General features: G+C 69.3%; 21 protein-coding genes and 2 pseudogenes. 14 read left to right on the top strand and 9 right to left on the bottom strand.

Annotated elements, in window-relative coordinates; all coding sequences use genetic code 11:
- Nucleotides 1-69: 69 nt before the first annotated feature.
- Nucleotides 70-4,629, top strand: a complete 4,560-nt coding sequence (locus ACFV2X_RS07255) for a hypothetical protein (RefSeq protein WP_385612550.1) — start codon at nt 70-72, stop codon at nt 4,627-4,629.
- A 95-nt stretch (nt 4,630-4,724) separates the two neighbouring features.
- Here ACFV2X_RS07255 and ACFV2X_RS07250 read toward each other — a convergent pair whose 3' ends face one another.
- Nucleotides 4,725-5,954, bottom strand: coding sequence for an FAD-dependent monooxygenase (locus tag ACFV2X_RS07250; protein WP_385612548.1), 1,230 nt, complete (start codon nt 5,952-5,954; stop codon nt 4,725-4,727).
- Nucleotides 5,955-6,028: 74 nt separating this feature from the next.
- Between ACFV2X_RS07250 and ACFV2X_RS07245 the strand changes: the two genes are divergently transcribed.
- Nucleotides 6,029-6,706, top strand: a complete 678-nt coding sequence (locus tag ACFV2X_RS07245; RefSeq protein WP_385612545.1) for a TetR/AcrR family transcriptional regulator — start codon at nt 6,029-6,031, stop codon at nt 6,704-6,706.
- Nucleotides 6,707-6,822: 116 nt separating this feature from the next.
- On the opposite strand, the gene ACFV2X_RS07240 is transcribed toward ACFV2X_RS07245, so the two are convergent.
- Complete coding sequence (locus ACFV2X_RS07240; protein WP_385612542.1) at nt 6,823-6,987, bottom strand: hypothetical protein; 165 nt, start codon at nt 6,985-6,987, stop codon at nt 6,823-6,825.
- A gap of 7 nt (nt 6,988-6,994) precedes the next feature.
- Between ACFV2X_RS07240 and ACFV2X_RS07235 the strand changes: the two genes are divergently transcribed.
- The 5 genes and pseudogenes from ACFV2X_RS07235 to ACFV2X_RS07215 all read left to right on the top strand — a co-directional run bounded on the left by ACFV2X_RS07235 (nt 6,995) and on the right by ACFV2X_RS07215 (nt 10,221).
- On the top strand, nt 6,995-7,156 hold the full coding sequence (locus ACFV2X_RS07235) for a hypothetical protein (protein ID WP_385612540.1): 162 nt from the start codon (nt 6,995-6,997) through the stop codon (nt 7,154-7,156).
- 33 nt (nt 7,157-7,189) lie between these two features.
- Nucleotides 7,190-7,375: a hypothetical protein gene (locus ACFV2X_RS07230; protein ID WP_385612537.1), complete on the top strand. Its 186-nt coding sequence runs from the start codon at nt 7,190-7,192 to the stop codon at nt 7,373-7,375.
- A gap of 504 nt (nt 7,376-7,879) precedes the next feature.
- Nucleotides 7,880-8,569 (top strand): hypothetical protein, encoded by a 690-nt coding sequence (locus tag ACFV2X_RS07225; RefSeq protein WP_385612534.1) that lies wholly within the window; start codon nt 7,880-7,882, stop codon nt 8,567-8,569.
- An 87-nt stretch (nt 8,570-8,656) separates the two neighbouring features.
- Nucleotides 8,657-9,028 (top strand): annotated as a pseudogene (locus ACFV2X_RS07220) (copper resistance protein CopC); the annotation flags it as partial.
- Between the two features lie 224 nt (nt 9,029-9,252).
- Nucleotides 9,253-10,221 carry a DUF1775 domain-containing protein gene (locus tag ACFV2X_RS07215; RefSeq protein WP_385612531.1) on the top strand — a complete coding sequence of 323 codons (969 nt, stop codon included), beginning with the start codon at nt 9,253-9,255 and terminating at the stop codon, nt 10,219-10,221.
- 316 nt (nt 10,222-10,537) lie between these two features.
- On the opposite strand, the gene ACFV2X_RS07210 is transcribed toward ACFV2X_RS07215, so the two are convergent.
- The 3 genes from ACFV2X_RS07210 to ACFV2X_RS07200 all read right to left on the bottom strand — a co-directional run bounded on the left by ACFV2X_RS07210 (nt 10,538) and on the right by ACFV2X_RS07200 (nt 13,120).
- Nucleotides 10,538-11,698 carry an oxygenase MpaB family protein gene (locus ACFV2X_RS07210; protein ID WP_385612529.1) on the bottom strand — a complete coding sequence of 387 codons (1,161 nt, stop codon included), beginning with the start codon at nt 11,696-11,698 and terminating at the stop codon, nt 10,538-10,540.
- Nucleotides 11,699-11,796: 98 nt separating this feature from the next.
- A complete protein-coding gene (locus tag ACFV2X_RS07205) occupies nt 11,797-12,852 on the bottom strand; it encodes a polyprenyl synthetase family protein (protein WP_385612526.1) in 1,056 nt (351 codons plus the stop codon).
- Nucleotides 12,842-13,120 carry a polyprenyl synthetase gene (locus ACFV2X_RS07200; RefSeq protein WP_385612524.1) on the bottom strand — a complete coding sequence of 93 codons (279 nt, stop codon included), beginning with the start codon at nt 13,118-13,120 and terminating at the stop codon, nt 12,842-12,844. The genes ACFV2X_RS07205 and ACFV2X_RS07200 overlap by 11 nt, the downstream gene beginning before the upstream one ends.
- A 239-nt stretch (nt 13,121-13,359) precedes the next feature.
- Between ACFV2X_RS07200 and ACFV2X_RS07195 the strand changes: the two genes are divergently transcribed.
- Both ACFV2X_RS07195 and ACFV2X_RS07190 read left to right on the top strand, forming a co-directional pair.
- Nucleotides 13,360-13,560, top strand: coding sequence for a type II toxin-antitoxin system VapB family antitoxin (locus ACFV2X_RS07195; protein ID WP_385612522.1), 201 nt, complete (start codon nt 13,360-13,362; stop codon nt 13,558-13,560).
- A gap of 347 nt (nt 13,561-13,907) precedes the next feature.
- Nucleotides 13,908-14,228, top strand: coding sequence for a hypothetical protein (locus ACFV2X_RS07190; protein ID WP_385612520.1), 321 nt, complete (start codon nt 13,908-13,910; stop codon nt 14,226-14,228).
- Nucleotides 14,229-14,283: 55 nt separating this feature from the next.
- On the opposite strand, the gene ACFV2X_RS07185 is transcribed toward ACFV2X_RS07190, so the two are convergent.
- A complete protein-coding gene (locus ACFV2X_RS07185; protein ID WP_385612518.1) occupies nt 14,284-14,949 on the bottom strand; it encodes a hypothetical protein in 666 nt (221 codons plus the stop codon).
- Between the two features lie 419 nt (nt 14,950-15,368).
- Between ACFV2X_RS07185 and ACFV2X_RS07180 the strand changes: the two genes are divergently transcribed.
- From ACFV2X_RS07180 to ACFV2X_RS07160, 5 genes and pseudogenes are all read left to right on the top strand, one after another.
- The gene (locus ACFV2X_RS07180) at nt 15,369-16,397 is read left to right on the top strand and encodes an SDR family oxidoreductase (protein ID WP_385612516.1); all 1,029 of its coding nucleotides are present in this window, start codon (nt 15,369-15,371) and stop codon (nt 16,395-16,397) included.
- A gap of 10 nt (nt 16,398-16,407) precedes the next feature.
- Nucleotides 16,408-17,223 carry a helix-turn-helix domain-containing protein gene (locus tag ACFV2X_RS07175; RefSeq protein ID WP_385612514.1) on the top strand — a complete coding sequence of 272 codons (816 nt, stop codon included), beginning with the start codon at nt 16,408-16,410 and terminating at the stop codon, nt 17,221-17,223.
- A 319-nt stretch (nt 17,224-17,542) separates the two neighbouring features.
- A complete protein-coding gene (locus ACFV2X_RS07170) occupies nt 17,543-18,376 on the top strand; it encodes a PIG-L family deacetylase (protein ID WP_385612512.1) in 834 nt (277 codons plus the stop codon).
- A 569-nt stretch (nt 18,377-18,945) separates the two neighbouring features.
- Nucleotides 18,946-20,452, top strand: a pseudogene (locus ACFV2X_RS07165) (DUF4246 domain-containing protein).
- A 429-nt stretch (nt 20,453-20,881) separates the two neighbouring features.
- Nucleotides 20,882-21,169, top strand: a complete 288-nt coding sequence (locus tag ACFV2X_RS07160; protein ID WP_385612511.1) for a hypothetical protein — start codon at nt 20,882-20,884, stop codon at nt 21,167-21,169.
- Nucleotides 21,170-21,960: 791 nt separating this feature from the next.
- On the opposite strand, the gene ACFV2X_RS07155 is transcribed toward ACFV2X_RS07160, so the two are convergent.
- The 3 genes from ACFV2X_RS07155 to ACFV2X_RS07145 all read right to left on the bottom strand — a co-directional run bounded on the left by ACFV2X_RS07155 (nt 21,961) and on the right by ACFV2X_RS07145 (nt 23,849).
- Nucleotides 21,961-22,494, bottom strand: a complete 534-nt coding sequence (locus tag ACFV2X_RS07155) for a hypothetical protein (RefSeq protein ID WP_385612509.1) — start codon at nt 22,492-22,494, stop codon at nt 21,961-21,963.
- A gap of 333 nt (nt 22,495-22,827) precedes the next feature.
- Complete coding sequence (locus tag ACFV2X_RS07150; RefSeq protein WP_385612918.1) at nt 22,828-23,040, bottom strand: helix-turn-helix domain-containing protein; 213 nt, start codon at nt 23,038-23,040, stop codon at nt 22,828-22,830.
- 23 nt (nt 23,041-23,063) lie between these two features.
- Nucleotides 23,064-23,849: a phosphotransferase gene (locus ACFV2X_RS07145; protein ID WP_385612507.1), complete on the bottom strand. Its 786-nt coding sequence runs from the start codon at nt 23,847-23,849 to the stop codon at nt 23,064-23,066.
- Nucleotides 23,850-24,423: the final 574 nt, after the last annotated feature.

Raw genomic sequence — 24,423 nt, 5'->3', positions numbered from 1 at the left:
TAGCAGGAAGCCGTCGGACGGTAGCATTTCGCCTGCGGGCGGCTGGTGGACGCGGGGCCAGGGGGAAACGTGGAGAGCACCGGACATCACAGCGACTCCCTCGTCGTGCTGACCGCGCTGGACGTGGAGTACGAGGCCGTTCGGGCACATCTGGTCGATCTGCTGCCGCGCATGCACGCGTCCGGCACCCTGTTCGAGGTCGGCCGACTCGTCGGTACGTCATGGCGTGTGGCGCTTGCCGAACTCGGCGACGGCAACCAGGGGGCGGCCGTGCTGACCGAGCGGGCGATCGCCATGTTCCGCCCGCGCGCGGTGGCGTTCGTCGGGGTGGCCGGGGCGCTCAAGGGCGATATCGAGCTCGGCGACGTGGTCGTCGCCACGCATGTGTACGCGTACCACGGCGGAAAGGACGAGGACGGCGAGTTTCACTCCCGCCCGAGGGTCTGGCCGGTGCGCCAGGAACTCGACCAGCTGGCCCGCTTCGCCCGCAGGTCCGGCTCATGGACCGGATTGCTGCGGGAGCGCCCGCCCGGCACCTCTCTCCCGCCCGGCACCTCCCTCCCGGCCGTCCACCTCAAGCCGGTGGCCGCCGGGGAGGTCGTCCTCAACTCGGCGGACTCGCCCCTGCGCCGGCAACTGCGCCGTAACTACCAGGACGCCGCCGCCATCGAGATGGAGGGCGCCGGCGTGGCGCAGGCCGCCCATCTCAACGCGGCCTTACCCGCCCTGATCGTCCGCGGTATCAGCGACCGGGCCGACGGGAAGAAGTACGACGCCGATGCCCAGGGCTGGCAGTCCCGCGCGGCCCGCCATGCCGCCGCCTTCGCTTTCTCCGTTCTCCGCGCACTGCCGCCCGGTGGCGATCCGGCCCCACCCGGGCCGGGAAATTCCACGGGCCCGGCGCCGGCGTACGAGTTGGGCCCGGAAGGGTCGGCGGGACCGGAGCCGGAGCCGGCACCGGATCCGGCAAGGGCACCGGCACCGGATCCGGATGAGGGGAGGCCGTCGGACAGCGAGTCGGCCGCACACCGGCAACTCCTCCGATGGGCACGGAGGTTCTCGGACGACCTGGACGTCGTGGCCTCTCCCCGGCCGGACGGCGGCACCGGCTCCCCGCCGCAGCTCAGCGGCGGGCTGTATGTGCGGCGCACCGTCCAGGACCGGGTGATGGAGGCCCTCTACGACGGTGATCCGCAGGCAGTCCTGGTGACCGGGGACGCCGGGAACGGCAAGAGCAGTCTGTTGTGGGGCATCGCCCGGGACCTGACCGCGCTGGAGGACACCGAGGTCTTCCTGGTGAACGCCGCGTGGCTGTTGCGCCCCCTGAGCGGCACCTCCGGAAGCCCCATGCTGACCTCCCGGACCGTGGTGTCCGGGGCGGACCATGCCCGGGCTCGGGGGCGCGCACCGGTCGTGCTCCTCGACACCGCCGATCTGCTGCTGCACGACGACTTCCACGAGATGGCGCTGCTCGACCTGTGCGAGGATCTCGCCGCCGCTGGTGTCCGCCTGGTGCTGACCTCCCGGCCGGAGGAGGCGAACCGGCTGCGCACAGGCTTCGTCCGGATGTCGCTGGGCCCCTACGACGACGGCGAGATCCCCCACGCCATCCGTGGACACGCCGCGCTCTACTGCCCCGATGCCGTGCCCCGGGACGACGGGGCACGGGTGCGGAGGCTGATGGAGCCCGTCGCCCGCGGACTGCCGGTGCGTGAGGTGTGCAGAAGCCCCCTCCAGCTGCGGCTGCTGTTCGAACTCGCGCGGGACGACGGGGCGTTCCCCAGCGCCGAGATCGACGCCACCGGCCTCTACCGTCGCTACTGGGGCCACCGGGTCGTCACCGATCGGCGCGTTCACGGCAACCAGAGCACCACGGCGCCGGAGGATCTCTCATCGATCACCGGTGCGATCGCCGTCGTACTCATGTCGGCCGGCCGGACCGAGCTGTCCCACGAGGACCTGGTCGAGCGGCTCACCTCGGCGGACGCCGGCCCCCGCCCCTCGTGGCCGTACGAACCGGCCCGCGTCGGGGCGGCCATGGATCTGCTGATCGACCGGGGCGTGCTGGCCAGAGGAGCTTCGGACGGTATCCACTTCTTCCACCAGACCATGTTCGAGTACGCGGCCGCGCGTGGCCTGCTGCGCCTCACCGGGATGCGAGCGCTGCGGTCGCTGTCCGAGTGGGTCGGGTCCCATCCCCATGACTTCTTCGTCGGGGCGATCCTCGAACAGTTCCTCATGCTCGCGGCGGGGCCGGAGCGGTATCGCGGCCCGGTACGGGACACGCTGAGCCGCATGGCGGCGCACCCGGACGCCGTGCTCCTCCATACCGTCGCGATAGCCGTCGCCGCCCGGAACCCGGCCGTGGGCGTGCCCGTCGAGCCGCTGCTCGCGATGGCGCCGCACGGCGTCGCCCGGCGGTACGCGGTCCTGGCCCCGACCGTACGCGACACGGACGTCGACGCACTCCTCCCGCAGCTCCGCGGGCTGTGGGAAAGGAAGGAACCCAGTCTGCAGGAGGCCGTGCTCGAAGCCCTGGAACGGCTGGCCGCGCAGAACTCGCTCGCCGTGCACGCCGCCCTGGCCGACTGGGGCTGCGTCCGGGAACTGACCGGGCGCCGTACGGGCAGCGCGGGCATCGACATCCTGCCTCGGCTTCTCGTACTGACCTCACACCTCGATGTGGCATCCGCCCAAAGGGGCCTCATGGGGGTGCTCGACTTCGCCCTGTCCCGGGGGTTGGCGCAGCTCGCATCCGGTGTCATGACCCTGTGGGCGCGGCACTGGAGAACATTGGGCTCGCCGGAGTGGGCCGCCGCCGTCCAGAAGCGGATCCAGCGTGTGCGCATCGCGCCGAAGTCGGGGGACGCCGAAATCTTCCGCACAGCCCTGGCCAGGGTGGTGGCCGCCTCCTGGACCCATGACCACGGGCTCCCGGGCGACGGCGCCGACTGCCGTCCCGACACCGGAACCCACCCCTGGACACACTGCCTCGACCATACGCTGGCGCTGCTCGAAGCGGACGACCAGGACACCGTGGGCAATGCCGGACTCATCGCCGTCACCGCGATCCTGACCACGCTGCCGCACGGACACTGGGCCATCGAGACCACCCTCGACCGCTGTCTGGAGATGACCGGCCACGGAGCGCCGCACGCACTGCAGCACCGCATGGTCTTCCCCTCGCTGCTCAGCAGCGACTGCGCCGCGGCAGCGGTTCTCATGCACAGGCTCGCGGCCATGCTGAAGGCACTGCCCTGCTCCGAAAACCAGCCGGTCACGCCCTCGAAACGGCGAGCACTGGTCGCCCGCCGGATCCTCGCCCACCGGGACGTTCCCCCGCACCGCGTCCGGCAGGTCCTGGAACACTCCGGCTGGGACGCCGACTCCGACGTGTGGCTGTCCCGGGACGGCCTGGCGACGCTCCTGCTGCCGGCCGCGCTCGGCGGTCACCCCACCGCGGTCCACAGGATCGAGAAGGCGACGACCGCCCCCGCAGCCGCCCGGAGCCTCATCCGCCGTTCCCTGCACCGAGCGGTCACGGACGCCGGTCTCCACACCGAGCGCCACATCGGCCTGCTGGTGACCCTGTCACTCCTGGACGCCGATACCGTGCTCCTGGAGGCCATCACCACCGGCCGGGCCAAGAAGGGCACCGGCCCGCTGACACCCCTCGCCCATGAGCGGGTGCTGGGCGCACTACGGGCATCGGCCCCGGCCCTCACCGGACTGATCGCGGACGAAACGGCCGAGGGCAACAGCGGCAAGCGGCAGCGCCAGGCACTGACGCTCTGGGACTGCTCCGTGTCAGCCGGTGTTCTCCCCGCGCCCGGCCTGACCGATCTCCTTCCGCGGTACGGCGTCTTCTCCGATCAGAAGACCCGGGCGGCCTTTGTCGGGCTGGTGGGAACCATCGCCGCGCGCGAACCCGGCCAGTACTCCACGGCAGACCTCTTCCTTTCGCGGCTGGTGTTCGATCCCGCGGGAGACATCCCCCACCTCGACGACACATCGGCCGGCACCCGAAACGCCGCCCGGAAGGCGCTCCTCCACGCCGCCTGCGAGTCCGGCCCTCTCACCCACACGGCCGTCACCAAGGCCCTCGACCTGGCTTTCGCCCCACCGACCGACGCCGGACTGATCAGCGGGCTCGGCCAGCTGGTGCGCCGGCTCAGCACCGCACACGGCGCGGCACCCGCCACCGAGCTGCTGATCCGCGTCATCGGCAGGGCCGTGGCCGCACAACAGGGCCCGGCCGCGGAGAACCACCTGGCCAAGGCGCTCCGCGGCGCGATGGACAGCATCTTCGACCACGGTTCCCCGGCTGCGTACCGGAGACTGTGGGAGCACCTCAAGGAGCCTGGTGCGGAGGGCGACGTCGGCCACGTGGTCTTTCCGGAACGGTACGCCTTGGCGCTGGTGAGCTGCGCCGTCCGCCGGGCCTATCCAACAACCCGCCACGACCTGGAGGAACTCGTCGCCCACCCACGGGTGCCGCAGCGCACCAAGATGTGGATCAGCGACCAGCTCAGCGCCCGGTCCCGGGAGCACACGGATCACGACCTCAGCTGGGTACTGAGAGGTGAGGGGCCTGACCGGCACCTCTCACACCCCGTCAACCCGAGCTGAGGACCGGAGTCGACCGCTACGCCCCGTCGGCACGCCATTGGACGAATCCGGCCCGTCCGCCCGCGGCCTTGGGGCCGTCACTTGGTCCTTCCCCGTCAGTCATATGGAAGCCAGGCGACCCGGAATGATGGGCCGTGCCCGGACGGTCCCTGCCGCGGGCCCGGCGGGTGCCAGTCGGCTATGCCGTCGAAGCCCCGCAGCAGCAGGCCGGGGCCCAATCGGCTGACCGCGGTCAGCACAGCGTTGCGCAGGGCGACCGCGGGGGCGCTGGACAGAGCTGTCATGCGGCTGCTGCGTGCCGAGCGGCGCACGATGTCCATCGTGCGGGGCAGCCGGTCGCGGGTGTACGCGGCCAGCGCGTCCGGCAGGTCGGCGGCGTTGGCGGCGGTCAGGTGGTGGGCGAGGACGACGGCGTCCTCGATGGCCTGGTTGCCGCCCTGTCCCAGGGTCGGGGCCATCGCATGGGCCGCGTCGCCGAGGAGTGCGGTGCGGCCCCGGTGGTAGGCGGGCAGCGGTTCGGTCTGGTGGCGGATGTCATGGCGCAGGACATCGCCGGGTTCGACGGCCGTGAGGACATCGGGGATCGGCCGGTGCCAGTCGCCGAAGAGCCGGAGCAGTTCGGCCTTCTCGTCGTCGGGCGCGCGCCCGCCGTCCGGGGTGAAGGCCGCCGCGTAGGCGTAGATGCGGCCGTCCAGGAGCGGCTGCGTGCCCCAGAACCGTCCCCGCCCCCAGGTCTCGTGCGGTGTGAAGGGCTGCTCGGGGGCGGGGGCGATGATGCGCCAGGTGGTGAATCCGGCGTAGCGGGGCCCGGGATGGCCGGGGAAGAGGACGTGGCGGACCGCGGAGTGGATGCCGTCGGCGGCGACCACGAGCTCGGCCTCGAACTCCTCGTCCGCCACGGTCACCCGCGCGGGGCGGCCGGCGGTACCGGGGTCGGCCAGTTCGGCGGCGGCTCCGGTGCGTACGCGGTCACCGGGCAACCGGGAGGCGAGCAGGCCCATGAGGGTCGCGCGGTGGAGGAGGACGGTCGGGCCGCCGAACCGCCTGATCGCCGCCGCGCCGTCCATCCGGGCGAGCCGGCGGCCGCCGGGGGCGCGCAGTTCGCCGTCGCTCCGCCAGGCGGTCAGGGCGCGTATCTCGTCGCCGAGCTCGATCACATCGAGGGCGCGCTGGGCGTTGGGCGCGAGTGAGATCGCGGCGCCGACGGGTTCCAGGGTGGCGGCGCGCTCCAGGGCGGTGACGGCCCAGCCACTGCTGTGCAGGGCCGCGGCGGCGGTGAGTCCGCCGACTCCGGCGCCGATGACGACGGCACGGGGCTGCTTCATGATTCCTCCCGACACTACAGGTGTAGTAGCGGTCAAGCTACTACACCTGTAGTTGGGGAGATAGGTTGGGTGCCATGACCGCTGATCAGACCCCCGCCGCCCCGGCCGGTGGATCCCGCGCCGAGCTCATCGCCGACACCGCCCTCGCGCTGCTGGCCGAGCGCGGCATGCGGGGCCTGACGCACCGCGCGGTGGACGAGGCGGCCGGGCTGCCCCAGGGCTCGACCTCCAACCATGCCCGCACCCGCGCCGCCCTGCTCGCGGCGGCCGTCCGACGGCTGGCCGAGCGGGAGGCGCGGGTACTCGCACCGGACGAGATGCCGCATCCGGGCGGCGACCCCCTCGGCACCGCCGACGGTCAGGGTGGCGACGCGCTCGACTCGGTGGCCGACGCCCTCGCCCTCGCCCTGCACCGCACACTGACCGGTCAGCGCGAACTGCTGATCGCCCGTTACGAGCTGGCACTGGAGGCGACTCGCCGACCCGAGCTGCGGGAGTTCTACGACACGGCCGGGCGCGGCTTCCGGGAGCCGCTGGAGGCGCTGCTGACAGACCTGGGATCCGCCGAACCGCGGCGCCATGCCCAGTCGCTCGCCGCTTGGTGCGAGGGGCTGATGTTCCTCTGCGCCGCCGGAGCGGACCATGCCGCCGTGCCCGGCCGCGCGGCGCTGCGCAAGGGGTTCGTTGAGCTGCTGCGCGGCATGCGCTTGGGGTCGGGGCGGTCGAACTCCGAATTGAGGAGCTTGATGTAGAAGGTGCCGTCGCCGCAGTCCTGGACGGCCGCGCCTGGCTGTGGCCAGGCGAGCTGCGTGGCGAGGCGGACGCGGCGCACGAGGTCAATGCCAAGATCGGCGCCCTGCGCAAGCGCCTACACGGTGTTCTCGGTGCCCTCGTCCAGGATGTCGGCATCGCTGATTCCCACCGTGCCCACAGAGAGCTTCATGGTCGCGACGTATCCGGTGGCCTGTGAACCTGACGGGGGTGCCGGGTCGGTGCCCACGGGGTTGAGATAGCCCATGGCGTAGTCCTCCATGGGACCTATGGCGTTCTTCACCACCGACGTGATGTCGTGGGGCGTCGGGTTGTTCGGCATGTCGCTGTCCATGACCTTCCCGTCGTTGGCCCCGGGGGTAGAAGGGATCCCGGCCGTGGTTGCCGGCATGGCCGTCGTCGAGGTCGAGATGTCCGCAGATCGACCGTGAACCGGGGCGGATCGCGTTGTCGCAGTAGACATCGTGGTGATCCGCGATCACTTTCTGGGCCTGCTCGGCGGTCATCCGGAGGGAGTTGCCCAGCAGTTGGCCGAAACGCACGCGCCGGGCGCCGTTGCCGCGGATATCGGAGTAGGCGCCGGGATCGGCGATGCTGTCGCCGTACTGGGCCGCCTTCCGGGAACGCTGGAACTCGGGGTTTGCCCTTGAGGAAGTGTCCGGTGAAGCTTCCGATGGAGGTCTCGCAGATCATCAGCCCCGCGTCGGTCATCACGTGATGTTGTAACACTCGGCGATGGAGTATCGGTCCCAGGTGTCTCACTCAGCCATGAAGTCGCCGACGTCGAGTGCGTCTCGCAGTTCCTTCGCCAGTGCTTTCCCATGCTGTTCGCCGCGCTGCTTCGCGTCTCCCGCGAGCCGGAGGTAGACCCAGCCCTCTTCCGGCACTGGTTCGCCCGGCCGTCGCGCGACGGCACCGTGACAACGATCTGCCGTGCCCAACCCGGAGGGCCGATGCTTGTGCGGCCCGTCCCGGCGGACCGGGACGTGCGGGTCCTCGCAGCCGAGAGGTCAGGTGCACTGCGGGTGGGGCGGGCACGAAAGGGGCCACCCGGCAGCGAACCGTGTCGGAGGGGTGGGTACGCTGCCAAGGACTGGGCTTCACCGCGTGTTCCGCCGCTCGCCCGCCCGCCGGACTTCCGAAAGCCGCCTGTGATGCGACCGTTCCTCCTGCCGTGTTCCGCCTCCCCGGCGTCCGGCGTGCTGCGTGGGGTACGGGCCGGGGTGCTGGCGGTGCTGTGTGTGCTCCTCCCGCTGGTCGGACACGTGCTGTCGCAGGGCCACACTCCGCGGTGGGCCGTGGTGGCGGCGATGGCGCTGGTGGCCGTACCCGGTGCGGCCGTGCTGACGCGGTGGCGGCTGACCGACACCCAGTTGCTGGGCGTTCTGGCCGCCGCGCAACTCGCTTACCACGTCGCCTACTCGCTGCCCGGGGCCTGTGCGGCGGTCGCGGGGCAGGGTGGCTTCGGCTCCGGACCGTGGTTGGTCGAGCACGACGCGATCTCCGGGCCGCCCCGCGGCGTGCTGCTGGCCGGGCACCTCATCACGCTGCTGCTCGCGGCCCGGCTACTGGGGGTCACGGAGCGGCTGTTGTGGCAGTCCAGGCCGCTGTCGGCGGCCGTACGCTCTCTGCTCGCCTTCGTCTGGCCGCTGCTCGGCCGCGTTCAGGGGGCCGGTCCGCAGGTCACCTTCGTCGAGAGCGCGGCGCCTCTGAAGTCGGCTGTGCTGATGCGGCTGCGTGAAGGCCGCGCGCCGCCGCGTGCGCACCGTCCGGATGTCCTTCCGGATGTCCTTCCGCATGTCCTTCCCCGGCCGATGCCGATCGGCGGTCCTTGCCTGCCCTGACGGGCGCGACGCGAGGGTTGCCCGGCGGGCCGGTCCCTCCCGTCCCGGTGGTCCGCGCCGCCGGGGGACGACAGAAAGTTCCGCATCATGCATGCCGTCCATCGGCGTGCCGCCCACGCGGCGGCACGCATCCTCGTCCTGTCCGCGGCCCTGGTGGTGCCGGCCGCAGTGGCCGGGCAGGCCGTGGCCCACACGGGTCTCGACACCAGCAGCCCCGGTGCGAACGCGACGCTCGCCGGGCTGCCCCCGCGTATCACCCTCACCTTCACCGACGCGATGGCCGAGGAGTACGCCAACGTCGCCGTGACCGCGTCGGACGGAACGTCGGCGGCGGCCGGCCGGCCGCGGGTGGACGGCAGGACCGTCACGCTTCCGCTGAAGGCCGGTGCTCCGGCGGGGCGTTACACGGTGGGTTTCCGGGTGGTGTCCGCCGATGGTCATCCCGTCTCCGGCTCGTACCCCTTCACGGTCAAGGTGGCGGACAGCCCGAGTCCGTCACCGTCGGCGGCGCGAGGGACCGCCGACCCCTCGATCGCGCCGGCATCCGGGGGCGGACCGGGACGACGCCGCATCCACAGATGCACGGGGGTCGGTCCTCGCCGGAGCCGGCGCGTTGGCCGCCGCCGGGATCGCCGCCATGATCGGGGCCGGTGTCTTCGCGGCACGACGGAGGCGGGTGCGTCATGGCGACTGAGACCAGGCACACCGGGGCCAAGCGGCTGCTGCCGCGGCTGGCCGCCTTGCTCGCCGCGGGCGCGGGGGTGGCCGTCGCCGTGGCGCTGGCGGCCGTGGGGGCAGGCGGAGGCGCGAGCGAGGCGATCCCCGGCATCCCGGAGGCCGGGGCCATGACCGCGTGGGGGCTGCCGGTGGCCCGGACCCTCATGGACGTGGCCTCCGTGGCCACCGTGGGCGCTCTGCTGCTGGTGGTCGTCCTGCTGCCGGGCGGCCGGAAGCTCACCGCGACGCAGCTGCGCTACCTCAACTGGGCCGCCGCGGCAGCCGCGCTGTGGGGCGCCGCGTCGGTGGCGGCCCTGGTGTTCACGCTGTCCGACCTGTTCGCCACGCCGGTCGCGGGCATCGCCTCGCCCGCGGTTCTCGCCGACTCGGCGGGCTTCCGTGAGCTGCGCATCGTGCTGCCCGTCGGGATCGCCCCCGATGACGTGAGCCTCGCAGGCGCCCCCAAGGGGTGGCGGCTGAAGGCCACCGCTGACGGCTACACCGTCGGCGGGCCCGCGCTGAAGCCCGGTGTCAACGCCGAACACAAGATCAAGGTGAACCGACTGCCGGACGCGAAGCAGATCGCGTTCAAGACCGTCGAAACGTACAGCGACGGTGAGGTCTCCCGCTGGATCGAACTGCCCCGCGGGGGCGATGAGCCCGAGCAGCCCGCGCCGGTCCTGCAGCTGAAGGCGGCGGCCCCGGACGCCAAGCCGGCCGGCCCCAGCTCTGCGTCGAGTCCGGCACCCGATGAGATCTCCTCCGCCGACAGCGCTGCGGAACAGGACGCCACGTCGGCCGCGGAAAAGACCTCCGGCGAGAGCGACGGCGTGTCCTCCGGCGTACTGATCGGGGCGATCGTCGCCGTCCTGCTGGTCCTCGCCGGCGGCGCGTGGTGGCTGATCCGACGCCGGGCCTCCGCGTCGCAGAGCTGAGCGGTGGGCGGTGTGCCGGCGGTTGCCTGCCGGCACACCGCCCGGAAGGCCGGTCCCGCCTCTGGTGACCGACGGGCCCGGTGCGGCGGTGCGGATGGCAGGCCGGGCAAATGCTTCCTTCGTCAACCCCATCGGCTGACCACGCCCTCCCCTGAGCGGCTGTTCCGACGCCGGGTGTCCGAACACGTACCCGCCCGGAACGGCCTTGCCCTCTTGAAGGATGGCGGTCGAGAGCCGAAAGCCAGGCCGTGGACGCGCGACACGATTTTCCTCACGACCTCGACCGGGTGCCACCGAAGTTTGAGCGCGTCGGTGTTCAAGAGAGTGTGGCGGCTGGTGGGATCCACTGCCGGGTACGAGGCACCGTGCTGGAGATGCCGTAGTCCTTCTTGAGCTGTTCCGGGATGGCGTAGTGCATGACGCGTCCGCGGGTGAGGGAGGACAGCTCGAAGACGGTGGTGAGGTGGCCGAGGCGGTCCAGGGCCCAGGCGCCGAGCGGGGAGTGGTCCTCGATGGTCTCCAGGACGCCGAGGAGGTGGGGCACAGCCTTGACGACGGTGTCCCACGGGGTGTGCGGCACGTTGAGCCAGTCGGCGCAGGTGTCGCCGATGAGGTAGCGGATGAGGGCGGAGACGATCGGGTCGAAGAAGGTGCCGGGCACGACCTCCTCGTAGAGGTCGATGAGCTGCCGGGTCAGGTGCGTGCCCTCCGCGGAAGGCCCCATGTGCCGGACCATGTACAGGTCGAGGAACCGGCGCGCCTCCTCGAGGGTCTTGGGGACGGCGTCCTGGTCGACGCCGAGCATGGCGCCGACCACGCGCCAGGCGTAGTAGTAGGCTTCCGCGCCTTCCTGCGACATGTGGATGCCGAGACGGTGCAGGCTGTCCAGCACGAGCAGCGAGAAGAACATCTGCCCGCCGATCATGTCCTCCTGGCAGATCGGCACCCCGAGCACGTCGGTGTCCCACCGGTTCTCGCGTTTGAGGTGGTGGCGGATCGAGGCGTGCAGAAGGCGCACCTTCTGGGCGGCGGGGATGAAACGGCTGCCGGCCTCGAAGGCGTCGGGCTGCATCAGGTAGACGGTGAACTGGCCGGTCTCCGCCATGCGCTTGGAGGGGTACTTCAGCCCGTGGGCGGCCGACAGCAGTTTCGCCACGTGCGGGACGACGTAGCAGGCGGGCATGGAGGCGAAGGACAGCGCGGTGGAGATGTGCACGTTGTTGTCGATGAAGAACAGCCGAGCCTTCTCCATCTCAGCCCAGTCCACCCAGGACGGCGGGACACGGGTGGCCTCGAGGTAGTCCCGCGCGACGTCGGGCAGCCCGTCCGGCAGGGGAGCGCCGGCGGTGGAGACGTAGCGCATCAGGCTGTTGAACATGCCTACCTGACCGCGTTCGAAGAGTGCGGCGACGGTGGCGTCGGCGAGTTCGTCACTGGTTTGCCGCAGGGCGTCCATCGACGCCTCGGTGTAGGTCATGGCAGGGCTCGCTCCTTGTCTTCCACGGGACCGTCCACGGTCGGCGGGATGGCCGGCGGCCGTGGAGAGCACGGATCTGTGCCACCCCGCTGCGAGGGTCAGGACAGGCGGACCGCCGCCGAATGCGCCAGCGCGGTCAGGGCGGCTTCGGCTTGCGCTGGTACATCCAGCTCGTGGAGGGCACCGAGCGCTTCCTCGACCCGTGCGCTGATCATGTCCTCGATGCGGTCGGGTGCCTTGAGCCGGCACATCACCTCGCGAACCGCATCCAGATCCTCCGCGTCCAGGTCGCCTCGGCCCAGTACTGTGCGGAGCCCCTCCCGGTCGTCGTCGCGGGCGAGGCGCCAGGTCTCTGCCAGCAGGGCCGTGGGCCTGTGGCCGCGCACATCGTCGGCGTTGGCCTTGCCGGTGCGTTCCGGATTTCCGAACAGTCCAAGCAGGTCGTCCCGCAGCTGGAACGCCTCGCCCAGCGGCAGCCCGTACGCGCAGTAGCCCGCGCGCAGCCGCGCGCCGGCCCCGGCCAGGGCACCGCCGATCAGCAGGGGCTGCTCGACGGTGTACTTGGCCGTCTTGTAGCGGATCACCTTCAGTGACGCTGTGGTGTCCGGACCCGCTCCGGTACGCAGGATCTCCAGGCACTCGCCCGCGATCAGCTCGCGGGCCATCACCGACCACAGAGGGCGGGCCCGGGCGAGGTACGCGGCGGGCAGACCGCTCGTGGTGAACAACTGCCCGGCCAGGGCCGTCAGCAGGTCTCCCACCAGCATGGCCAGCGACCTGGCGGCGGCGTCGGCGCGCGGGCGACGCGGTACAGCACGGCGCAGGGCGACATGTGCAGTGGGGCGCCCGTGCCGCAGCGGGCTGTCGTCGATGAGGTCGTCGTGCACGACCGCGGCGGCGTGCACCAGCTCCATGGAGGCCGCCGCCCGCACCAGCGCGTCGCTGTCCGGCTGTCCCACCGCACGCCAGCCCCAGTAGCAGAATGCCGCCCGCAGCCGTTTGCCGTCCGCTACTGCCGCCTCCAACTGCTCGGCCACCGGCCCCAGGAGCGGATCGATCGCCGCGAACTGGTCGGCCTCCTGGGCGACGAACCGGTGCAGTACCTCGTCGACGCGGACCTTGAACGCGGCCGGCTCCCACCGGTCAGACATCATCAGCGGTCTTCCGAGCCAGGGCGTGCCGGGCGAGGATCTCGAGGTGGGCCGGGGGTACGGCCGCGTACCGGTCCAGCGCCAGGCGCCCACGAGCCATCAGGTCGTCCCCGGCCTCCGCTGCCAGCTCCGCGGCGTCCGAGCGGCGCAGCACCCCCCGCACCGTCCCCAGGGCCGCACCCAGCGTGCTCACCGCCAGATCGGCCAGCCCGGCCGCCAGCAGCAACGCCTTGCCGTCCAGGCCCCTGCCCCGTCCCGCGTCCTGCGTCATGGCATCCCTCCCACCCACTGCACATCCTGGCGGCGCCGGTCACACGCCGTCCTTCCGAGCGTCGCGTCACACGTCGCTCGATCGTACGGATCACAGCTGCCGCAGCCCCGCACCCGCACTCCATGCTGCTCAGACTTCGATGGCACGAAACTTGCTGTCCCGTGCTGTCGAACCTTGAGCGGATGCCAACGAACCTTGAGCGGTTAGAGTCCAAGTGCAACGCGACGAAGGGGAGCGCCGTGGCCAAGGTCAACATCAGTCTCGACGCCGAGTTGGTAGTGGAAGTGATGGTCCTGGCCGGGGTCGGATCGCCCCAGGATGCCATCGAAGTGGTCGTACGGGACTACATCGCTCGTGGCCATCGCACAGAGGCGCGCACCGAGCTCAGGGATCAGACTCTGCGCGAGGTGGAGATCAAGCCGCAGGATCCGCAAGCCTGATCATTCAGAGCACTTGGTGCCATCAGGCTTCACTGGCACACACTCAAGCTTCACTGCTGCGTCGGACGACTGTCATGACCGTCCGTGATTCCCGTGAAGGTAGGACTGCAGGGCCTCTGAGAAATCCTCCCGAGCCAGCCGCACCAGCGCCCACCAAGCCCACCTCCGCCTGGGCAGCCCACAGCCTGCGCGCATTCCGTGGCAGATGCTGCCGCGACGAGGATTCGGCCGCACCTCAGGTCCTTCGGGTCGAAGTAACGTCCTGCGTCGGCCAACGGCTCAACCGGGACAGCAGCATTCGGGCAGCGTCGGTCAGTTGAATGTTAGCGTGGAGCAGGAGATTCGACGTGAGTGATTTTTGTATTGTTGCCGTTCTTTCCCTGGTTGTGGCGATAGCCGCCGGTGCTGTGACCTACCAGTTCGTCCGGCGTGACCTCAGCCCTTCCGGTGCACTACTGGCCGTCGGGTGCGCTGCCGTGGCTGTGGGTGCTGGCTGGCTGTTGACGCTTTTCCACGCATTGCTCGGTTTCGCGATCGGGCTCGTGGTCTATCTTGTGGCGCGCCGACGGTTGACGGGTACGCAGGCGATGGTGGCCGGTGGCGCCGGTTATGTCGTCGGCACACTCCTGTCCGTTGGTGCCCTGATGTTGGCCCTCAGCGGTATGTAGAGCACGGCGCTGTCGAGATTGAGCTTTTGCTGCGCTGTCTGTGCGGTGACGTAGGTCAGCTCTGTGGATAGCCGATCTGTGTGATGTCTCCTGCGAGGTCGGTCAGCGTGATCTCTGGGTTCAACGCGCTGACCATCCCTTTGGTCAGTGGACGTGAGGAAAGGACATGACGAACGGCCCGCACGTTGACCGGGGCCTCGTAGTAGTCCTCCGCCCAGCGCTGAAACGCCTCCGCCGAGCGATCCACCAGCAGGCGGAACAGGTACTCGGCGCCGTCCGGATCTCCCGTGGCCTCCTCGGGGAAGTCGATTGTCCCCGTCTTCCACCCGTCGTCTCCCGGCTCCCGCCAGATACACGTGGTGATGACAGGCATCCCGTCTTCGTCGGAGAACGCGGGCTCCTCCACACATGCCCGGAAGACTTCCGGAACATCGTCGAGCACGCCGGGCCATGGCCCGTCCCCTGCATAGGGGCTCATGGGTGATTCGTGGGCGAACCCGCGGATATACGCGCCTGCGGCCGAGAAGACGATCGAGTACTCGTCGCCCGACCCGTTGCGCATCGAGGCCATCGTCTCCGTCTCGGACCAGTGGGCGTCGAAGGAGTAGTAGCGGTCCGCCCACTCGGGACTCAGTACCGCCTCCAGCATTGCAATGGAGCGGCAGTGATGTTGGAGGACGGCTATCCCGGGCAGCTGCCGAGCAATATCATGAACGGTCACGTGCACATCCAAGCGTATGCGTCTGACGCTCGGTGTTCTTGCCCGGCGGCCGTCATGAGATGCCGAAATGGTGGAGAGCGTTTGCTGTTTTGCAGGCAACCGGAAGCAGCCTTCGCTGTCGAGGCGGCAGCGGCCTGCACGAGGTCCTACTCGCCGAGTCCGTCGCCGGTCGACGAGTCGGGCGTCCTCGCCGCACGCCGGGAACGCCGGGCCGACATCCACGGGGCGGTCCTCAAGCGCGCCTGTTGCCTGATCACCTACCGACAACTCGGCCCATTGTCCGATGCGGCCGAACCTTGAACATCCGCGTCGAAACGTGGGGGAGCGGTGAGCGTCGCGCTGGGTGCTGAGCCTGTCCCTCGGAGTACTGGTATCGCGGAGATCTGGAACGGGACGATCCGGCTGTCGACCATGAAGGCATGGCACATGTACTCGTCACTGGTGGAACCGGGTTTCTGGGTTCCCGTACGATCGCGCAGCTCCTGACCGCCGGGCACACCGTCACAACCACGGTGCGCTCCGCGGCACGGCGGCCCGACGTCGAGCGGATGCTCGCCGTGGCCGGAGCCCCGCACGCGGACGGCGTCTCCTACGTGGAGGCGGATTTGACGTCCGACCATGGCTGGGCCCGGGCCGTGAAGGGGGCCGACTACGTCTTGCACGTGGCCTCGCCGTTTCCCGGAGCGCGGCCGAAGAACGAGGACGAGGTGATCGTCCCGGCCCGTGACGGTGCCCTGCGCGTCCTGCGCGCCGCTCGGGGCGCGGGCGTCCGGCGCACCGTGCTGACCTCTTCCTTCGCGGCGGTGGGCTACGGCCATGGCCACACCGGCCGGACCTTCACCGAGGACGACTGGACGGACACCGAGGGCCCAGGGGTGTCCGCGTACATCAAGTCCAAGACGGTTGCCGAACGGGCCGCCTGGGACTTCGTCGAGACCGAGGGCGGCGGCCTGGAGCTGACCGTGATCAACCCCGTGGGAATCTTCGGGCCGGTCCTCGGACCGGACTACTCCGCATCGATCCGCATCATCCACGCGATGCTGACCGGCGGAATGCGCGCCGCGCCGCCGATCTGGACCAACACGGTCGACGTACGCGACGCGGCCGACCTGCATCTGCGCGCCATGACGGCGCCCCAGGCAGCGGGAGAGCGGTATCTGGCGCTCGCGGGCGAGCCGGTCTCCTTCCACCACATCGCCCTCGCGTTGCGCACCCGGCTCGGCGAGGCCGCCGCCAAGGCCCCCACCGGCTCGGCTCCGACCTGGCTGCTGCGCCTGCTGGCGACGGTCAACCCGGCGCTGCGCGAGACGGTGCCGCAGTTGGGCGTGGTGCGTCGCGCTTCCCATGCGAAGGCCCGCAAGGAGCTGGACTGGTCCCCGCGTTCCAACGAGGACGCCGTCACGGCCACCGCCGAGAGCCTGATGCGCCTCGGGCTGCTGAACAGCTAGCGTCGAGAGCATGGCGCACGAGACGACAGACACCCTGGGCGAGTTCCTGCGGGCCCGGCGCGGGCAGATCAGCCCCGAACTGGCGGGGCTGCCCGCGGGCGAGCGACGCCGGGTCCCCGGACTGCGGCGGGAGGAAGTCGCCCAGCTCGCCGGCATCAGCCCCGAGTACTACCTGCGCTTGGAACAGGGCCGCAACCTCAACCCCTCCGACCAGATCCTGGCCGCCCTGGCGAGCGCCCTGCAGCTCGACGAGGACGCGGTTGCCTACCTGCACCGCCTCGCGCACCCCACCCCGCCCGTCCGCAGGCCGCGCACCCCCGCCCGTACGAACCAAGGCGATCTCCAGCCGCTCCTGGACAGCTGGCCGCAGACCCCCGCCTACGCCCAGGGGCCCAGCGGACGCGTCGTCGCGGCGAACCGGCTGGCCGTGCTGCTGTGCCCCTTCTTCGCCGTGGGCCACAACCCGCTGCGGGCCGCCTTTCTCGAACCCGAGATGCACAGCCTCTATCCGCAATGGGACGACATGACCGCCAAGGCCGTCTCCGGGCTGCGCGCCATGCTGAACATCGACGACGTCGACCCGGAGTTGTTGGAGACCATCGGTGAACTCACCGTCGTCAGTGAGCGGTTCAGCACCCTGTGGACCCGCCGCGAGATCCGTCGCCGCGACACTGGCTACACCCGGCTCAACCACCCGCTCGTCGGCGAGCTCGACCTGCACTACGAGAAGATGGTGCGCCCGCAAGCCCGTCAGCTGATCGTCATCTACTACGCCGACCAGGGCTCCACCAGCGCCGAGCGCCTGACACTCCTCAGCACCCTCTGACCACGCGGGCCGGTCGGCCGCCGCGAACAACGCGACTGCTCAACGAGTACCACACCACGCCACCCCGACCGCCTCTCCTTCGTTCTCGCGGGAGTGGCGCAGTTCCGGTGTGCGGCGGGAACAGCCGGTCCGGCCGCCACTGTTGCACCTCAAGAGAGCGGTGGCGCGGGCGGGGAACACAGAGGCCAACAGCCGATGTGATCCGGGGCCCTCGGGCTCGCGGTGCGCCAGGTCATCCGACATCCGATATTGCAGGGCGACCGCTCATACGCCCGCTGCAGACTCGGACCAAGGCCTTTTCACACAGGAGGACTGTTTTATGAATGACTTGCCCTTGACGCTCATGGCGGTACACGCCCACCCCGACGATGAGGCCACTGGAACAGGAGGTGTCCTCGCGCGGTACGCGGCGGAGGGCATCCGCACGGTCCTCGTGACGTGCACCGACGGCGGTTGCGGTGACGGACCAGAGGGTGTCAAGCCGGGCGATCCCGGGCACGATGGGGCGGCCGTCGCCTTGATGCGGCGTCGAGAACTCGAGGCCAGCTGCGAAGTCCTGAAGGTGAGCCATCTGGAGATGCTGGACTACGCCGACTCCGGGATGATGGGCTGGCCGGCCAATGACGCCCCAGGCTCCTTCTGGAAGACACCCGTGGAGGAGGGCGCCGCCCGACTCGCGGAACTCTTGCGGCGCTATCAGCCCGATGTGGTCGTCACGTACGACGAGAACGGCTTCTATGGCCACCCCGACCACATCCAGGCCAACCGCATCACTATGGCGGCGCTGGCGATGACCGCGCTGACACCGAAGGTGTACTGGACGACGGCGCCCCGCTCGATGATGCGGCGGTTCGGTGAGGTCATGCGCGAGTTCGGTGCGGACGTGCAGGAGCCGGATCCCGCTGAGGCCGCCGCGATGGCCGAGATCGGACTCCCCGACGAGGAGATCACCACCTGGGTGGACACCACCGCGTTCGGCGGCCAGAAGTTCGATGCGCTGGCCGCGCACGCCAGCCAGGGCGAGAACATCTTCTTCCTCAGGATGGGCCAGGAGAGGTTCACCGAGTTGATGGGCGTCGAGACCTTCGTACGTGTCCAGGACACCACCGGCGCGGCCGTGCCCGAGAACGACCTCTTCGCCGGACTGCGCTGATCCGCCCGCCCACCGGGGTCAGAGAGCTCATGGTCCGGCTCGTACACCCGGAGGCTTGTGCACGTGGGTTCCGCTCCGGCGGCCCTTGATCATCAGGCGGCCCTGCTCGGTCGTGCGGCGGTTACGAGGACGCCAGTCCCCCCACCCACCCGGGCAGGGCCGTACGGCGCGCGCGGTGTAGTCCCACTTCGCGGCGACGGACCTGCGATGCCAGGCAAGCAGGGTGCCGGGGGGGGGTGACAGGGAAGATCTCGCACCGGTGGCGCCGGGGTATCAGCCCGGACAGGGCGGCGAACAAGAACCGGTCGGCCGGCTCATAGCGGACCGGTCCGGCCAGCCGGTGGTGCAGGACCGCGTTCTCATGCCGCAGCACCAGCAGTTCCGCCTCCTTCACCGTCCTGCGACGCAGGAGTATCGATGGAACACGGCCTCGAATGAGCGCGAACCGGACATCACGCGACTACGTCGAAGCCCTGGCTTCCGGACCAGCGATGGGGATCACGGCTGCGGTGTCAGTCTGCTGAAGTATCCTTCCCGCCACCGCAAACCGACTGGGAGGATCAAGAGAATTGACTGGCCTGTCTGCTTTCCCGCTGCCCTTTCATGCTTCCCGTTCCATATCGTTCGCGACACCCCGAACGCTGCGGGAACTTCAGATGATGCAGTGCAGCGCCCACATTCGGGCGAAGCCGGGGTGGTTCGACAAGATGAACGACGCCGACATCGTCGCCAAGTGGACGCAAGAAGCGGTCGCCCAGGGCCTCACCGAAGCGCAGGTTCGTTACGTGCTTGCCGAACTTGCGCATTACGCCGCGCTGCGGGACGGACGAACCGGCGTCGAGGTGTCCGCCGTCGACGGGGTGTGGCAGTCGGACACACTGGTCGACGACGAGCTCCGATCCCGGCTGCGCGAGGCGGTTCGGGTTCTGGAGCAGGTCCCCGAAGGGGAACAGGACTGGCATCCCGGATCCGATGGCCAGGTACTGGATCTGGTTCATCCCTCACTGTTCTGCCTGGTGAGAGAGGTGAGCGGCGCGCCCGAGCGGGCTTGGCAGAACCCGACGGACCGCTATTCGCGGTACGAATTCTCGGAGAAATTCCAGTGGCTGCCCACGGATGTCGACGTCAGTGACGACGGCGATGTCGCCTTCCGTTCGTACGTCAACAACGTTCACCCCGAGACTCATCGCGAACTAGCCTCCGTCCTGCCAGACTTGTTCGCGCTTTCGCCCGCTGCTGGAGAACGTGCTCACCGATCTGCGCCATCCGCGGCCCCTGCGGATCGAGGCCGATCCTTACGGATGGTACGACTCGAAGCCGGAGTACCCAGACAAATCCTCCTACAGTGATGATGGGGCCTACGCAGAAGCCGTCCGTGCGTGGGGAGAGGCCCAGGACGACTGGTGGGAAAACCGCCGTCCGGCCATCCCGGATGCCCCGGCCTTCATCCCGCCCGAGTTGCCTGATGAATCCGCCCGAGTCGACCTGCGCGGTCGCCGTCTCCAGGTCATCGTCAAGCTCGCCACCATTCATCTCACCCCGGACAAGCCCGATTACCCTGGCGGTTCCTGGCATGTCGAGGGGATGATGAACGAGCGGATCGTCTCGACCGGCATCTACTACTGGGACAGCGAGAACATCACCGAAAGTCGGCTGAGTTTCCGGGCGGCACTCGACGACCCGGACTACGAGCAGAACGACGACAACGGTCTGCGTGCGGTCTACGGCCTGGAGGACGAAGACGCACTGAACCAGATGCTGGGATCGGCATCGACCCCGGCGGGCCGCTGCCTGGCGTTCCCGAACATCCTGCAACATCGCGTCGGCTCATTCCGCCTCACGGACCCCACCCGCCCGGGATATCGCAAAATTCTCGCGTTCTTCCTGGTCGACCCGTCGGAAAAGATCGTCTCAACATCCGATGTGCCACCGCAGCAACCATGGTCCGACACCTCGACCATGACACTTGAACAGGCCAAAAGCTACCGCGAACAACTCATGCAGGAACGCAAGTTCTTCGTTGACGAACACAACGAGCAGCTCTACGAACGAGAGTTCTCCCTCTGCGAGCACTGAGGAGCCGCGCGGCTGCCTGCGCTCCCTGATCCGCGCCGCTCCGAGCCGGCATCGGAAGCCGCACCGTCCGGTGCCGCCGGGGGCGTAGCGCGATGGAGCCGTTGGTGTCGGGGGCAGGGAGAGCGCCGGGTGAGCAGGGCACGTGAGCAGCGCGGTGCGGTACCCACGCGAGAGGGCAGGATCAAGCGATCGCCGTCGAAGTCCGATCAACCCGCTCACCGCTTCCCATGGGGACGGATGGGGTTTTCGGCAAGCGCAGGGTCAGGGTGGCGCCGTGCCGCAGCAGGCGGATGGCCGGCGTGTGCCGGGCCTGGTGGCGACGTAGACCCCATGCCTTCCGTCTGCGGGGCGTCTAGAGCATGAATAGGGCTTGAGGGGGCGGAGTTACCGATTTCGCAAGGGTGCACAGGCCCGTTTATGATCTTGGTTGTGACTGTGCAGAACTCTGACAAGACGCCGTCCCGTAAGCAGCGACTCCAGGAGAAGCAGCGTCGCCAGTTGGCGGTGGTCGACACTGTTGACAAGGCTGAGGTTAAGGTCCGCAAGGCGGAGGCCGAACTGGCTGTTGCTGTCGCCGAGGCAGTGCAGGTGTTCGGTGACGAGCGCTCCGCCTCTGAGGCGCTCGACATGCCCGTTGAAGCCATACGCCGTTTCGTTGTCATTGCGACGAACGAAGCTGCCTTGGCTGATGCGGCCAACGCCGCTGGCAAGTCCTAAGCTTGACGATGTCCGTCTGCCGATCGTGTGCCGTGCGGAAACTCGTCGCCTGAAAGGCGTCTCTCTTGCCGTACGGTGGTTGGCCTGGGGCTTTGTGATCGCCTACGTATGGGCATGATCAGTGATCGTGGGTCTCTGACCGCTCTACCTGATCTTCTGCCGACTCCTGAGCTGCCTCCCCTCCTCCTGGTGGGCCGATCGACCGCCGCGAACAACGCCGGGATCCTTGCCCTTCGTGCCGTGCTCTCCGCTCTCGCACGGCACCTGCCGGGCACACTGCCGACCTGGCACCGTCGTCTGGTTCGCTGGAAATGGCGCCAGACGGCGGTCGGACCCGGTCGGCCACCGCTGTCGGAAGAGACAGTCGAGCTCACTCAGCGCCTGGCGCGAGAGAACCCGACCTGGGGGTACGTCAGGATCCATGGCGAGCTGCGACGGCTCGGTCATCGGGGTGCCGCCGCCACGATCCGGCGCGTCCTGCGCCGCTCCGGCCCACCGCCCGCACCGCGGCGTGCCTCCCGGCAGACCTGGCGTTCCTTCCTCCGTTCCCAGGCCGACACGCTGCTCGCCTGCGACTTCATGCGGTCACCCAACTCGCCCGCAACCTGCTCATGGACCTCGAAGACAGAGCCGGGCGCTTCCGGTTTAACCCGGAGCCGCCCATCCGATGCCCGAGGCCCTACGGGTGGACCAGGGCTGAGCCAGCGATCCGGCTCAGCCCCGGTCAGCGACTCGGCCGCCCCGCGTCTGCAAGAATTCGAGCCGCAGAAGCGCGTGCTTTGCCGAGCGGACTAGCAATTGACTACCGAGCCCACCGGCGTCCAGTCGCCGTCAGCGTCCCAGCTGTGCGCGGGCCGGGTCGTGTAGCTCAGGTCGCCGGCGCCGTTTATCCCGGTGTACATCTTGGCCCTGGTACCGGTTGACTGATTGTTGTCCCACGAACCAGCCCCAATGAATGGGACGTTGTAGGAGTGGCACTGGTACATGGGAATTGAGCTGCCGGTGTAGTACGTGCCCTCGTAGGCGCAGAAGTAGCCATAGTCTGCCGGCTCAGCGCAGGGATCAGCCGTAACTGTGCTGTCCCCGGGCGTCAGGTCACGGAAGTGGGCTTCGCCGGGTACTGCCACGTACACGGTCCCGCCGCCGACCAGGTTGATCAGATTGGGCGCCACCTGCGTCCCATCGGCCTTCTCTATGAAGCGGTCTACCTTTGCCTGGAGCGCGTTGGCCTTGGCGCTGCCGAGGTGTGCCGCCCTGGCCTGCGCGATGAAGCTCGCCTTGCTGCTGTCAGCCCGCAGGGCCTCCCGCGCCTCAGCCGTCCCCAACGTCGCGACTGTGAGCATGACACCCGCCAGCACAGCGGCGAGACGCCACAGTTTGTTGCCTCCTAACGACTTTCGCACTGCTCTCCGGGATAACAGGCGCATTGTTCCTCCCTATGTCAGTGGATCTTTCAGCTCTCGGTTGAGGTTCGGCCGCGCCACCGACTGACTGCGCCCGCCGAAACTGGTTTGATCCTGACCGAACCTCAGGCGAGGATGTTTTACCCATCGGGCACGACAGCAGATGCATGCGCCGCAGAGAGCTTCCGGGCGCTTGCATCACCACTGCTCGGTGTTCGGCATTCAGGATGCCGAAGGCGGTAGCACCCAGCCTTGTCATTCCGCGCAAGCTTGTTGCCGATTCTCGCACCTCTTGGGCAGCGGGTCTCGGTGGTCCTGCAGTGGTATCCCGTGGGTGGCTCGGAACGGGCGGCTGAAGTGGGTCGGGTTGGTGAAGCCCCAGCGTTTGGCGATGGCCTGGATGGGGCTGGTGTTCAGGCGGTGGTTGGCCAGGTCGAGGCGGCAGCGTTCAAGGCGGCGGTGGCGTATCCAGGCTGCCTGACGGAGTCCTGCTAGTCGTCGGCCGGCCTGCGCCAGAAGCCTGCGGGTAGGTCTTCGACTTCGACGGCTGCCTGGCGAAGATCAGCGGCGACCGGTAGCAGGGCGGTGTAGAGCGGGTCGCCGTCGGCGGCCATACGCTCAATGACTTGGGCATTGACGCGGGCCCGCTGGGCGACAACGGCCCCGAACGCCGCCCGGTCGCCGTCGTACCCATAGGCATCGAGCAGCAGGTGCAGGCGCCGGGATCGGTCCTCGAATGCCATGAATCCGGTCTTCTCGGCAAACCGGCGGGCGTGCAACGGAACCCAGGTCAAGGCCATGAAGGCCAGGTCGAACTCGCGCGACGAAGGCCCGGCGGTGTCCCAGTCGAAGAACCCGGCCAAACTGCCGTCGCGCCACACCGCATTCCACGGGGCCGCGTCATGGTGACCGATGATCAAACCAGGCCGCCAGGTCTGTCCGGCGAGCCATCGCACGCCCTCCGGTGGGACGAACTCCGCCGTCGCGTCATGCAACCGCCGAGCCCACCGGCCGACACCTTCCAGCGCGGTGTCCGAGTACACCCACGCAGGCCAGGGCAGGTCCTCACCGGCCGTCTCGCCCACAAGATGGGTCACGACCTCGCGTTGCTGATCGTCCACCCCCAACACTCGGGGCGCACCGTCGAACCCCACGGCTTCCAGGTGGCGCAGTACCGCGTGTACGCCAGGCGTCCAGGGCTGCAGGGGCCGGTGGACCGCATCCCCGATCCGCACTGCGCCCACAGTCCTACCGCCGGGCAGACGCTGTTCTTCCATGCGCTGGTTCTACCGCATCCTGACCGGCCGCACATTTCCTTTTCCCGGCCGCGAACCCACCGCGCCCACTGCGCGTTGCGCCACCCGACGGGTTCGACGCGGCCGTAGAGCGCGGCAACGCGAGGCGGACGTACGGCAGCGGGAGGCCGATGCAGCTCGTGAGCGGGAGCGGCTCCTGGAGCAGATGCAGCGCCTGGTCGTTGCCGTCGGCGAGCTGCACACGCAGAGGAAGCTGCACCAAGTGCTCGGGCAGAGCCGGCTGTCCCATGCGCGGACGCGGGGGTGGCGGCGCTGCGAGCAGCCTTCTACCCCGAGGAGCCGGACCGCGCCTGACGGCACCGCGGCGCGTCCGGTCCCCGCATGACCGGGTCGGTCAGCCGTTCTCGTGAGGCAGTTCGGCCGGGACGGGCGCGATGACGTCTCAGTGCTCGACGATCCTGCCGTTGGCCACGCGGAACAGGTCGTAGTAGGCGACCGCCACGCCGAACTCGCCCTCGGCGCTCCGGGGACTGGCGACAAGTCAGTCGCGTTGCGGCCGGGCCGATACCGAGTAGCGGCCTCGAGGATACTCAGT

It is taken from the genome of Streptomyces sp. NPDC059679, assembly GCF_042734105.1.
In the GTDB taxonomy this organism is placed as follows: Bacteria; Actinomycetota; Actinomycetes; order Streptomycetales; family Streptomycetaceae; genus Streptomyces.
Note: the sequence above shows the minus strand (reverse complement) of the source record. Positions and strands in the feature narration are given on the sequence as shown.